We start from the raw sequence: 11,983 nt of genomic DNA, 5'->3' as shown, positions 1-11,983 counted from the left end.
CCTTGAGCAGCACGACGAGCTGGCTGACGATCGCCGGGAGCATCGACCGGACCGCCTGCGGCAGCAGGATCAGTCGCAGCACCTGGTTCTTGCGCGCCGCTCCCAGAGCCGGTCCACCGGCGGGTCCTCGGCCTCGGTGGTGGCAGCCCGGGTCAGGTGACGCAACCGCAGCAGCAACCCCACCCCGAGCGAGAGCAGCAGCCCACCGAGCAGGAACGCGGCCTGCACCATGCCGAACCCACCGGCCTGCGAGACCGGACGGCCAGCGGACGGCGGCGCGGCGTCGATGGGCTGGTCGGCGACCGGTTCCTCGGCCGGGGCGCTCTCCTGCGCCGGTTCGCTCGGCGGATCGCTGGGCTCGGCCGGCGTCGCGCTCGGCGTCGGCGTACCGGTCGGCCTGACCCCTGCCCCCACCACCGACCGGGTGGCCGTCTGGCGGGCCAACAGGCGCAGGTTGGCGTCGTACGCCTCGGCGGCGAGGGTGACCCGCCCCTGGGTGACGTCCTCGGCGAAGGCCACCCGGTAGCGGGCGGTGACCGTGCGGCCCGGGCAGAGCGTGCCCGGGTCGAGTTGCCGATCGGTCAACCGGGCCACGTCACCCTCGGTCTGGACCTCCAGCGGGAAGTCGCCGTTCTCCTCCACCCGGTCCATCTTCACCTGGTCGAGCCGGATGCCCTGCACGCGGAGCACCATCGACCAGCGCACCTTCGCGCATCCGCCGCGCCGGTCCGTCTGGGAGACCACCGCGGAGATCGTGCGCACCTGGCCCCCTGCGGTGAACCGGGCCGGCAGGCCGCTCATCTCGGTGGCGAAGGCCGCCTGTGCCGGCGCGGCCAGGGTCAGCACCGCCCCGGCAACGCCGGCAACCAACGCTCCGAGCCGCAGCGCGTAGCGCCACACGATCACCACCACCTCGCTCCTTCTCGTCCCTGGAGGGAAACGCTAGGAGGAAACGGGCGGGCCGGACAGAGGGGTGTCTTCGCATCGGATGCCAAGCAGGAGGGGTGATTTCACCGAGAGTGGTGAACCCTTCACGCGTACCCGCGATCCCTCGACCACCTCCGTGCGTCGCCGGGGCTGACCGGTGCGCGAGAATCGCCGGGTGTCCGAGCTCTCCAGCACCTTCGTCCGGCTGCACGCCCGGCTGGCCCCGGTCCCCTTCGTTCCCGAGGTGCGCCTGCACCAGGCGGACGAACCGATCGGGCTCTGGGAGCTGACCGAGGGCGAGTTCTCCAGCGACCGGCCGCCGCCGTTCTGGGCCTTCGCGTGGGCCGGCGGGCAGGCGCTCGCCCGCTACGTCACCGACCACCCGGAGCTGGTCGCCGGCCGCCGGGTGCTCGACCTCGCCTCCGGCTCCGGCCTGGTGGCCATCGCCGCCGCCCGGGCCGGCGCGGCGTCCGTGCGGGCCGTCGAGGTGGACGAGCTGGCGGTCGCGGCCGTCGCGCTCAATGCCGAGGCCAACGGGGTACGCGTCGACGCCGAGTTCGGCGACATCCTCGACGGCGACGCGGGCGACGCCGAGGTGGTGCTCGCCGGGGACGTGTTCTACAGCGAGGCGATGGCCCGACGGGTGCTGCGGTTCCTGCTGCGCACCACCCGGGCCGGGGCGCCGGCGCTGGTCGGAGACCCCGGCCGGGCGTTCCTGCCCCGGGACCGCTTCGACGAGCTGGCGACCTACGACGTGCCGGTGCCGGAGGCCCTGGAGAGCGTCCGGGTGAAGCGCACCACCGTCTGGCAGTTGCGCGCCGGCCTGCCGAGGGCTGCCGGCTAGCGTGTCGACGTGCTGTTCTCCGGCTGGGCGTCCGAGGTCGAGGCACCCTGGCCGGACGTCGCCGAGGTGACCGACCACGTCGGCGTACGTCACCTCGTCGTCACCCGGCACGCGCTGGTCCGGCAGGTCCTCGCCGACCCGGTCCGCTACCGGCCGGACAACGCCCTGGACGCGGTGACCCCGATGCCGGTGACCGCGCTGCGGGTGCTCGCCGGGCACCGGTTCCGGCTGCCGCCGACGCTGGCGAACAACTCCGCCGCCAGCCATCCCCCGATCCGGGCGATCGTCGCGGAGGCGCTGCACCCCGCCCGGGTCGCGGCGCAACGCCCCTGGCTCACCGCTCTGGTCCGGCAGCGGGTGGCCCGGCTGCGCGCCGCGCTCGACGCCGGTGAGCCGGTCGACCTGTACGCGGACCTCGCCGCCGACCTGCCCCTGCTGGTGCTGGCCCGGCTGGTCGAGTTGCCGGACGCGCCGGTCGGCGCGGTCAAGGAGTTCGCCCGGGCGGCACTGGAGCTGTTCTGGGCGCCCCTGGACGGCGACCGCCAGCTCGCGCTCGCCACCGAGGTGGGCCGTTTCCACGGCGTCCTGCGGGAGTTCGCGGCCACCGGTGGCGGCCTGGCCGCCGAGCTGCGCGCGGGCGGCCACCCGCCGGACGTGGTGGTCGGCGCGCTCTTCTTCCTCCTGGTCGCCGGCCAGGAGACCACCTCCCAGTTCCTCACCCTGCTGCTGCACCGGCTGGCCGTCGAACCGGCGGTACGCGCTGGCCTGCGCACCGGCGACGTCGCGGTGGCCGACGTCGTCGAGGAGGGCCTACGCCTCGAACCGCCCATCGTCACGTGGCGGCGCGTCGCGGCGGTGGACGGCACACTGGGTGGGACCGCCGTGCCGGCGGGCACCAGCATCGTGCTGTGGCTGGCCCGCGCCGGCCGGGACCCGGCGATCGTCGAGTCCCCCGACGAGTTCCGCCCGGGACAGCGCGGGTCGCGCCGGCACCTGGCGTTCGGGGCGGGCGCGCACCGCTGCGTCGGGGACGTACTGGCCCGGATGGAGGCGGCCGTGGTGGTGGCCGAGGCGACGCCACTGCTCGACGGGGTGAGCGTGGTCCGGCCGCCGTGGTGCCCGGACAACCTCACCTTCCGGATGCCGGACGCCTTCGTGGTGCGGCGTCCTCAGGTCGCACCGGGCTGACCGGACCGACCTCCGCTCGGTATGTTTCCGGGCGTGTCCGCCACCCCCGCCCGTCGGATCCTCGCCGCCACAACGCTTCTGGCCCTGCTGACGCTGAGTGCCTGCACAGCCCGGCCCGTGTCCCACGCCCGGCAGATCGCCGCGGTCCCGCCGAGCCCGTCGGTCGCGGCACCCACCCGGTCGGCCTCGCCGTCGCTGTCCGCCTCGCCGTCCCCGTCCGCCCCGCCCGCCCCCGGAAGCCTGGACTGGTACGTGTCCCAGGTGCCGACCTTTCCCGAGGCGCCACCGCCGCAGCCGGTGCCGCTGGCCGCGACCGGCGCGATCCCGTTCTGGCACCGCCTGCCGACCGACCAGAAGGTCGCCTTCATCACCATCGACGACGGTGGGCTGGCTCGCCCGCCCGCGGTGGCCGACTTCATCTGGCGGGCGCACATCCCGGTCACGATGTTCCTGAACTCACCGGCGGCCGAGGAGCACGACGTCTACTTCCGGCAGATCCAGGTGGCCGGCGGGGTCGTCGAGAGCCACACGATCCGGCACACCTCGCTGGCCGGCCGGTCGTACGACTACCAGAAGCAGGAGATCTGCGGGGCCGTGGACCGGCTGGAGGCGTTGTTCGGCAAGCGGGCGACCCTGTTCCGCCCGCCGTTCGGCGAGTACGACAGCACCACGCTGACCGCCGCTCGGGACTGCGGCGCGAAGGCCGTCCTGCACTGGTCCGAGACCGTCCACGAGGGGAAGGTGCGCTACCAGACCCCGGAGAAGGTGGTCCAACCCGGCGACGTGCTGCTGATGCACTTCCGGCCGGCGCTGATGGACGACCTCCTCGCAGCGTTGCAGGCGATCCACCGGGCGGGGCTCACCCCGGCGCTGCTGGAGGACTACATCCGCTGACCGGGGCGACCTGACGAAAGTCAGGGTCGGGTGGTGCCGTTCGGGCGCGGCGGGCCGACGTGGCGGACGCCTAGCGTCAGCGCATGATCACATTACGTGGGTTGACGAAACGGTTCGGGGCGGCCCTCGCGGTCGACGCGCTGACCGTCGACATCGCACCCGGGCGGGTCACCGGTTTCCTCGGCCCCAACGGCGCCGGCAAGTCCACCACCATGCGGATGATCCTCGGCCTGGACCGGCCCACCGCCGGAACGGCGCTCGTCGACGGTCGGTCGTACCGGGAGCTGCGGCGACCGCTGCACGAGGTGGGCGCCCTGCTCGACGCCCCGGCCATCCACCCCACCCGGTCCGGGCGCGCGCACCTGCTGGCCATGGCCCGCAGCAACGGCATCCCCGCGCGGCGGGTCGACGAGGTGCTCGACACCGTCGGGCTGGACGGGCGTGCCGCCGGGAAACCGGGCCGAACCCTCTCCCTGGGCATGGGCCAGCGGCTCGGCATCGCCGGCGCGCTGCTCGGCGACCCGCCGGTGCTGATGTTCGACGAGCCGGTGAACGGCCTCGACCCGGACGGGGTGCGCTGGGTCCGGCAGCTGTTGCGCTCCCTGGCCGGGCAGGGCCGCACGGTCTTCGTCTCCAGCCACCTGATGAGCGAGATGCAGCTCACCGCCGACCAGCTCGTGGTGATCGGCCGGGGACGACTGCTCGCCGACGCCCCGGTCGGCGACGTCATCGCGGGCAGTGGACTCGCCGTACGGGTCCGCAGCCCGCACCCCGACGGGCTCGCCACCCTCGCCGCCCGTCTCGCCGCGCACGGCGCGACCGTGGAACCGGCCGGCCCGGACGAGCTGACCGTCACCGGGACCACAGTCGACCGGATCGGTGACCTGGCGTACGAGTTGGGGGTGCGGTTGCACGAGCTGAGCCCGCACGGCGCGTCGCTGGAGCAGGCGTTCATGGAGCTGACCGCCGACAGCGTCGAGTACGCGGGCGGCCCGACCGGAGGTGACGCACGATGAGCACGCAGACAGTGGTGGGCAGCCGTCCCACCGCCGCGCCGGCCGTCAGCGCGCCGGCCGCCTTCCGGGCCGCGGTGGCCGCCGAGTGGACCAAGCTGGTCTCGGTGCGCAGCACCTGGTGGACGATGCTGGCCGGGCTGTTCCTGATGGCCGCGAGCGCCGGCCAGCTCGCCATCTACGCGGCCAACGCCAACACCAACGACGACCCGGCCGACGACCCCGGCATCGTCGCCGTCGGCAGCGTGCTGATCGACGCGGTCGAGCTGACCCAGTACGCCGTGCTGGCGCTGGGACTGCTCGCCATCACGACGGAGTTCACCAGCGGCACCATCCGGACCACCCTGCAGTGCGCCCCGGCACGCGGCCGGGTGCTCCTGGCCAAGGCCGTGGTGGCCGGCGCGGTCACCTTCGTCCTCGGACTGCTGCTCGGCGGGGTCGGCGCCCTGGTCGCCCGGCCGGTGCTCGGCGAGTGGGGCAGCGCGCCGACCGCCGGCACGATCGGCGACATCGTGGCGGTGGCGACCTACCTGGCCCTGGTCAGCGTCCTGGCGCTCGGCCTCGGCGCGGCGCTGCGCAGCGCGGTGCTCACGATCATCGTGCTCTTCGCCACCCTGATGATCGTGCCGCTGTCCCTGCAGGAGCCGGACATCACCGTCCTGAACCGGATCGCCGACGCGTTCCCCGGCGTGGCCGGTGGGCACTTCATGGCGGGCGACACCGAGCCGTACCCGGGCGCGGTCGGGCTGCTGGTGCTCGCCGGTTGGGCGGGCGCCGCCCTGCTGCTCGGTCAGGCCGCGCTGCGCCGCCGCGACGCCTGAGCCACACCGAGCGGGGGCCCTCGCGGCCCCCGCTCACTGCTCGACCAGCCCCGCCTCGTACGCGAGGATCGCCGCCTGCACCCGGTTGCGCACATCCAGCCGGGTGAAGATGCTGGTCAGGTAGCTCTTCACGGTGCCCTCCACCAGGTGCAGCCGGCGGGCGATCTCCGCATTGGACAGCCCCGCCCCGACCAGGGCCAGCACCTCACGCTCCCGCTCGGTCAGCCCGGCCGTCCGGTCCCGCGCGGCGGGCTGGCGTGCCAGCCGTCCGGCCCCCAGCTCGATCACCCGGCGAGCCACCCGCGGCGACAGGTACGCCCCGCCGTCGGCGACCGCGTGCACCCCGGCGATCAGTTCGCGCGGGTCACCGGCCTTGAGCAGGAACCCGCTCGCGCCGTGCCCGAGCGCCCGGGCCACGTGGTCGTCCTCGCCGAAGGTGGTCAACATGAGCGTCGCGGTGGCCGGCGCGACCCGGCGGATCTCGGCCGCCGCGGCCAACCCGTCCAACCGGGGCATCCGGATGTCCAGCACCGCCACCCGGGGTCGGTGCGCGCGAACCAGCTCCACCGCGGCCCGCCCGTCGCCGGCCTCGGCGACCACCTCGATGCCCGGATCGGCGGCGAGGATGGCCCGGACGCCGGCCCGGATCATCGCCTCGTCGTCGGCGAGGACCACCCGGACCGGAGGCGGCGCGGCCGTATCGGTGTTCACTGCGCGATCCGCTCCTTGCTGGCCAGTCGACCGTCGGTGAAGCAGAGCCGCCACGTCGGCTCGGCGAGGGGGAAGTTGCCGTCGGTGTAGTACTCGCACCCCGGCGTCGCCCCGCCGACCGGCGGGGTGAGCTGCCGGTGGGGCAACCCGGGCAGGTCGGCGCGCAAGGTACCGGGTCGCATCCGGTCGTACGTCGACTCGTCCAGCACCGTGCCGGTCGTGGCGACCGGGTAGTAGACCAACGACAGGACGAGCGCGAGATCGGCCGGGGCGGCGAGCGCCGTCAGCAGGCTGCGCCGCGCCCGGCGACGAGCCTCGCGCAGCCGGCGCTCGGCGTCGGCCGGCCGTTCCGGGCCACCGCCGACCGGGGCGTCACCGTCGAACGTGCCATCGGTCACGGCGGCCACCGCGACGGGCACTCCCGACCATCCCGCGCCGTAGTGCGATTCGGCGGGCAGCGGCAGCCGGGCGCTCACCGCGAAGCCACCGTCGGGGCACGGGCTTGCATCCAGCACGCCGCCGGCCAGCCGGACCCGCTCGGCGAGGGCGAGCAGACCGCTCCCCGAGGAAGCCGGTCGGGGCAGCGGGCCAGCCGGCGCCGACGCGTTACGCACCCGCACCTCGACCCCGTTCCGGTCCCGAGCGAGGGTGACGGTCACCGGCGCGCCCGGGGCGTACCGGGCCGCGTTGGTGAGCGCCTCCCGCACCACCTGATGAGCGGCGGACCCGGTCAACCCGGGCAGCTCGACGGTGTCGGTCGGGCCGTCCAGCCGTACCGCCATCCCGGCCTCGCGGGCCCCGACCACCAGGTCGACGACTGTCTCCCCCACCGGGCGGACGCCGGCCGGACCGCCCTCCTCCCGCAGCACCCCGATGATGCCGTGCAGCCGTTCGGTCGCCGCCGCGACACTGGCCCGCAGCTCCCCCACCGCCGTCCGGTGCTCCGGGGCGAGGTCGTCTGCCAGCTCCAACGCGGCCGCCCGCAACGCGATCAGGCTGAGGTCGTGACCGAGCGAGTCGTGCATTTCCTCGGCGATGCGGGCCCGCTCCCGCAGCCGGATCCGCTCCGCGGCGCCCCGCCGCTCGCGTGTCAACGCCTCGACGTGCCGGCGACCGGCATCGGTCAGAGCCTGCTGCTGCCGTCGGTACCGGCCCACCAGCCACGGGAACACCCCGGCGAACAGCAGCACCGAAGCGAGCAGGAACCAGGTCGCCGCCCCGGTACCGAGCAACCCCAGGTTCAGCACCGTGCCGCCGACGGCGATCACGCCGAACAGCGCGGCCGCCGGCGCCGCGCCCGCACTGCGCCGCCCGCTCAGATAACTGAACACCGGGATGGCGAAGACAAAGTTGCCGTCCACCAGCGAACCGAGCACCACCAGCAGCAACCCGACAAGCGGCCAGCGCCGCGCCGACGCCACCGCGACCGCCAGCAGCGCCAGCGAACCGAGCAGCAGCGCCACGTCGAAACGCGGGTACGGCGGCGTCAACCGGGCAGCCGCGATCGGGGCGGCCACCACAGCCCAGAGCAGCACGTCCAGCAGCGGACGCCGCCACCGCCCCGGCAGGTCCAGGATGCTCACGGCGGCCACGCTACCCACGCCCGACCTGCCCCGACACCGACGAAAGTCAGGTGTTCAGCTGCTCTCCTCGGCCCAGACGCGCCAGTCGTCGAGCACCCCGTGCAGCGCCGGAGTGAGCCAACCCGGCGCCGACCGCCGGAACACCCCCGGGTCCATCGCACCGGCGCCGGACGGCACCGCGCCCAGCAGGTTCGGCACCAGGTCGGTGAGGTTCGTCCAGTGCACCAGCTCCGGCGACGCCGGCCAGGCACCGATCACCACGCCGGCCGGCACCGCCCGACGGTCCAGCGCCTCCAGGGTCAGCGCCGTGTGGTTGAGCGTGCCCAGCCCGGCGCGGGCGACCACCACCGCCGGCGCGCCGAGCGACACCGCCAGGTCGGCCATCGTCCACGGCTCGCCGGACGGCCGCAGCCCCATCGGCACCAGCAGGCCACCGGCCCCCTCGACCAGGACCAGGTCGTGCTTGTCCGCCTCCTCGCGGACGGCGTCCACCGCCGCGTACAGCTCCAGCGGCGGCAGGTCCGCGACCCGGGCCGCGGCCAGCGGGGCGAGCGGGTCCGGAAAGCTGGCCAGCGTGCGACCGGTCAGCGGAGCCGCCAGCCGATTGACCACGTCCACATCGCCCGGCTCACCGCCGGCCGTGCCGGTCTGACCCGGCTTGAGAACCGCCACCCGCAGACCGGCGGCCTGCGCGGCCGCCGCGATCGCCGCGGTGACCACCGTCTTGCCCACCTCGGTGTCGGTGCCGGTGACCAGCACCGACCCCTCCCACGCGCTCACGGCGCTCCCTCAGCTCGCGACTGCGGGGCTCGCAAACCCGGCTCACTCCTCGCGCTCACGGCGCACACTCCACGATGACGTCCAGGGCCCGCCCGAAATCCGCCCGGGGCACTCCCGCGCTGACGGTCAGGCGCAGCCGGGAGCGGCTGTCCGGGGTGGAGGGCGGCCGGAAGCAGCCCACCGCGACTCCCCGGTCCCGGCAGTCGGCGGCCCAGGCGGTCGCCGCCTCCGGGCCGGGCGCCGCCACCGAGATCACCGCCGCGTCCGGCGCGGAGACGGCCAGCCCGGCCGCGCCCAGTCGACCGACCGCCAGCGCCACCCGGTCGGCCACCTCGGCGCGCAGGTCGTCGCCGGCCCGAGCCAGCCGCAGCGCGGCGTGCACACCGGCCGCGACGGCCGGCGGCAGCGCGGTGTCGAAGATGAACGTACGGCCGGTCTCGACCAGGTGTCGGACGAACTCCGCCGGGCCGGCGACCACCCCACCCGCCCCGCCGAGCGCCTTGGAGAGGGTGGCGGTGATTACCACGTCCGGCTCGCCGGCCAACCCGGCGGCCGCGACCGCGCCGGCACCGGACGGACCGGTCACGCCGAGCGCGTGCGCGTCGTCGACCAGCAGCAGCGCGCCGTAGCGGCGGGCCACCGCGTGCAGGTCGGCCAGCGGCGCGAGGTCGCCGTCGACCGAGAAGACCGACTCGGTGACCACCACCGCCGGACGTCCCGGCGCCACCGCCAGCGCGGCGGCCACCGCCGTCACGTCGGCGTGCGCGCTGACCACCGTCTCCGCGCCGGAGATCCGGCAGCCGTCGATCAGCGACGCGTGGTTGTGCGCGTCCGAGACGAGCAGGGTCCGGGGCTGGACGAGGGCCCGCAGCGCGCCGAGGTTGGCCAGGTATCCGGAGGAGAAGACGAGAGCCCGGTCGGTGCCCAGCCACTGCGCCAGCTCGACCTCCAGGGCCTCGTGCGCGTCGGTCGAGCCGCGCACCAACCGCGACCCGGTCGCCCCCAGCCCGTACGCCGACAGGGCCGCCGTGGCCGCGGCGGTGACCTGCGGGTGGGTGGCCAGGCCGAGGTAGTCGTTGCCGGCCAGGTCGGTCATCCGGTCGTCGGCGGGACGCGGGTGCAGCCGCCGGGTCAGGCCGGCCTTAGCCCGCAACTGCGCGCGACGATCGAGCGCCGCCAGCCAGTCCGCCACCGTCACCCCTTCACCGCCGTCCGCGCCGGTCACGCCGACACCCGCCGGGCGAAATTACCACCCGCCGCCGCCGACCCGACGAATCCACTCGGCAAGCGGGGGCCGATCGGCGGCGGATGTCGACGACGATCGGGATCCGCGGCGACCATCACGACGTACCGTCAATGGTCGGTCACTAGGGGTCGCCACCGGCGTGCGTCGATCTCCACAGCGGAGATCGACCGGATGGCAGGTCGTACCCGCTCGGCCGGGGGCCTTGTAGGGTACGAGCCATGCCAGAGATCCTCGACCAGGCCCGCACCCAGGTCCTGGGTGACGGCGTCGGCCTCGACCAGGCCGGCGTCCTCGCCGTGCTGAACCTGCCCGACGAGCACCTGCCCGCCGCCCTCCAGCTCGCCCACGAGGTGCGGATGCGGTGGTGCGGCCCGGAGGTCGAGGTCGAGGGCATCGTGTCGCTGAAGACCGGCGGCTGCCCGGAGGACTGCCACTTCTGTTCGCAGTCGGGCCTGTTCACCTCCCCGGTGCGCTCGGTCTGGCTGGACATCCCGTCGCTGGTCGAGGCCGCGAAGCAGACGGCGCAGACCGGGGCGACGGAGTTCTGCATCGTGGCCGCCGTGCGCGGCCCGGACGACCGGCTGATGAAGCAGATGCGCGAGGGCGTCGCCGCCATCAAGGCCGAGGTCGACATCCAGGTCGCCGCGTCGCTGGGGATGCTCTCCCAGGAGCAGGTCGACGACCTGGTCGACATGGGTGTGCACCGCTACAACCACAACCTGGAGACCTGCCGGTCGTACTTCCCGAACGTGGTCACCACCCACTCGTGGGAGGAGCGGTGGGAGACGCTGCGCATGGTCCGCGACTCCGGCATGGAGGTGTGCTGCGGCGGCATCCTCGGCCTCGGCGAGACCGTCGAGCAGCGGGCGGAGTTCGCCGCGCAGCTCGCCGAGCTGGCCCCGCACGAGGTGCCGCTGAACTTCCTCAACCCGCGCCCCGGCACCCCGCTCGGTGACCGCCCGGTGGTCGAGGGCAAGGACGCGCTGCGGGCCATCGCCGCGTTCCGGCTGGCCATGCCGCGCACCATCCTGCGGTACGCGGGCGGCCGGGAGATCACCCTCGGTGACCTGGGCACCCGCGACGGTCTGCTCGGCGGCATCAACGCCGTGATCGTCGGCAACTACCTGACGACCCTGGGCCGGCCGGCGACCGCCGACCTCGACCTGCTCGACGAGCTGAAGATGCCGGTCAAGGCCCTCTCCGCGACCCTCTGAGCTGACCGGTGAGGACGACGTGACCGAGCTTGTGGCAGCGCAGCGTTGGTGTGACCGCTGCGGCGAGGACGCGTCGGCCGCCGGGCACGAGTCGTGCCCGGCGGCCCGGACGCTGGAGCCGCCGCGCTACTGCCCGCGCTGCCGACGCCGGATGAAGGTGCAGGTGCTGCCGGTCGGCTGGTCGGCGGTCTGCGTCAAGCACGGCGAGAGCCGAGGCTGAGCCGATGCTGCGCGGGCGTGCGGTGACCCTCCGACCGGCGACGGTCGCGGACGTGCCGGCCCTCGCGGCCATCCGGGCCGACCCGGAGGTACGCCGGTGGTGGCGCGGCGGCGACGACCTGGCCGCGTCCGTCCAGGCCGACCTGAACGACGACGACCTCGCCCTGTACGCCATCGAGCACGACGGCCGGGTGATCGGCGCGATCCAGTGGTACGCCGAACCGGACCCGGACTACCGGCACGCCAGCCTGGACATCTTCCTCGACCCGGCGGTGCGCGGCGAGGGCCTGGGCGGGGACGCCATCCGCACCCTGGCCCGGCACCTGATCGACGAGTACGGCCACCACCGGTTCACCATCGACCCGGCCGCGGCGAACAGCGCGGCCATCCGGGCGTACGCGAAGGTGGGCTTCCGGCCGGTGGGCATCATGCGCCGCTACGAGCGGGGCGAGGACGGGCGCTGGCACAATGCCCTGCTCATGGACCTGCTCGCGGAGGAGCTGGCCGACTGAACCGGGCGGGCGTGCCCGGCACCCACGGTGC

General features: G+C 74.5%; 13 protein-coding genes and 1 pseudogene. 8 read left to right on the top strand and 6 right to left on the bottom strand.

The window, feature by feature from the left end; genetic code table 11:
* Together AB0J68_RS15445 and AB0J68_RS15440 are read right to left on the bottom strand one after the other, a co-directional pair.
* Nucleotides 1–109, bottom strand: a pseudogene (locus tag AB0J68_RS15445) (amino acid ABC transporter permease); the annotation flags it as partial.
* Nucleotides 70–909 carry a hypothetical protein gene (locus AB0J68_RS15440; RefSeq protein WP_363938999.1) on the bottom strand — a complete coding sequence of 280 codons (840 nt, stop codon included), beginning with the start codon at nt 907–909 and terminating at the stop codon, nt 70–72. The gene AB0J68_RS15440 and the pseudogene AB0J68_RS15445, both read right to left, overlap by 40 nt.
* 193 nt (nt 910–1,102) lie before the next feature.
* On the opposite strand from AB0J68_RS15440, the gene AB0J68_RS15435 reads away from it, so the two are divergent.
* The 5 genes from AB0J68_RS15435 (at nt 1,103) to AB0J68_RS15415 (ending at nt 5,687) form a co-directional block, all read left to right on the top strand.
* Nucleotides 1,103–1,771 carry a 50S ribosomal protein L11 methyltransferase gene (locus AB0J68_RS15435; RefSeq protein WP_363938997.1) on the top strand — a complete coding sequence of 223 codons (669 nt, stop codon included), beginning with the start codon at nt 1,103–1,105 and terminating at the stop codon, nt 1,769–1,771.
* Nucleotides 1,772–1,837: 66 nt separating this feature from the next.
* A complete protein-coding gene (locus AB0J68_RS15430) occupies nt 1,838–2,959 on the top strand; it encodes a cytochrome P450 (protein ID WP_363939007.1) in 1,122 nt (373 codons plus the stop codon).
* Nucleotides 2,960–2,992: 33 nt separating this feature from the next.
* Entirely contained in the window at nt 2,993–3,853 is an 861-nt protein-coding gene (locus AB0J68_RS15425) for a polysaccharide deacetylase family protein (protein ID WP_363938995.1), read from the top strand.
* Between the two features lie 83 nt (nt 3,854–3,936).
* Complete coding sequence (locus AB0J68_RS15420; RefSeq protein ID WP_363938993.1) at nt 3,937–4,869, top strand: ATP-binding cassette domain-containing protein; 933 nt, start codon at nt 3,937–3,939, stop codon at nt 4,867–4,869.
* Nucleotides 4,866–5,687: an ABC transporter permease gene (locus AB0J68_RS15415; RefSeq protein WP_363938991.1), complete on the top strand. Its 822-nt coding sequence runs from the start codon at nt 4,866–4,868 to the stop codon at nt 5,685–5,687. Before AB0J68_RS15420 ends, AB0J68_RS15415 begins: the two co-directional genes overlap by 4 nt.
* 33 nt (nt 5,688–5,720) lie before the next feature.
* Here AB0J68_RS15415 and AB0J68_RS15410 read toward each other — a convergent pair whose 3' ends face one another.
* From AB0J68_RS15410 to AB0J68_RS15395, 4 genes are all read right to left on the bottom strand, one after another.
* Nucleotides 5,721–6,338: a response regulator transcription factor gene (locus AB0J68_RS15410; RefSeq protein WP_363939005.1), complete on the bottom strand. Its 618-nt coding sequence runs from the start codon at nt 6,336–6,338 to the stop codon at nt 5,721–5,723.
* A 56-nt stretch (nt 6,339–6,394) separates the two neighbouring features.
* Nucleotides 6,395–7,981, bottom strand: coding sequence for a histidine kinase (locus AB0J68_RS15405; RefSeq protein ID WP_363938989.1), 1,587 nt, complete (start codon nt 7,979–7,981; stop codon nt 6,395–6,397).
* 54 nt (nt 7,982–8,035) lie between these two features.
* On the bottom strand, nt 8,036–8,740 hold the full coding sequence (gene bioD, locus AB0J68_RS15400; RefSeq protein WP_363939004.1) for a dethiobiotin synthase: 705 nt from the start codon (nt 8,738–8,740) through the stop codon (nt 8,036–8,038).
* Between the two features lie 76 nt (nt 8,741–8,816).
* Nucleotides 8,817–9,953 carry an 8-amino-7-oxononanoate synthase gene (locus AB0J68_RS15395; protein WP_363939002.1) on the bottom strand — a complete coding sequence of 379 codons (1,137 nt, stop codon included), beginning with the start codon at nt 9,951–9,953 and terminating at the stop codon, nt 8,817–8,819.
* A 272-nt stretch (nt 9,954–10,225) separates the two neighbouring features.
* Here AB0J68_RS15395 and bioB point away from each other — a divergent pair, with 272 nt between their 5' ends.
* From bioB to AB0J68_RS15380, 3 genes are read left to right on the top strand one after another with little or no spacing between them, the layout of a single operon-like run.
* On the top strand, nt 10,226–11,221 hold the full coding sequence (gene bioB / locus AB0J68_RS15390; protein WP_354855452.1) for a biotin synthase BioB: 996 nt from the start codon (nt 10,226–10,228) through the stop codon (nt 11,219–11,221).
* 1 nt (nt 11,222) lies between these two features.
* The gene (locus tag AB0J68_RS15385; protein WP_363939001.1) at nt 11,223–11,441 is read left to right on the top strand and encodes a hypothetical protein; all 219 of its coding nucleotides are present in this window, start codon (nt 11,223–11,225) and stop codon (nt 11,439–11,441) included.
* 4 nt (nt 11,442–11,445) lie between these two features.
* Nucleotides 11,446–11,952 carry a GNAT family protein gene (locus AB0J68_RS15380; RefSeq protein ID WP_355063900.1) on the top strand — a complete coding sequence of 169 codons (507 nt, stop codon included), beginning with the start codon at nt 11,446–11,448 and terminating at the stop codon, nt 11,950–11,952.
* The last annotated feature ends 31 nt before the right edge of the window (nt 11,953–11,983 follow it).

The organism is Micromonospora sp. NPDC049580 (assembly GCF_040675595.1).
Lineage (GTDB): Bacteria > Actinomycetota > Actinomycetes > Mycobacteriales > Micromonosporaceae > Micromonospora.
The sequence above is the reverse complement of the archived record's forward strand: the minus strand, read 5'-3'. Positions and strand labels throughout refer to the sequence as shown.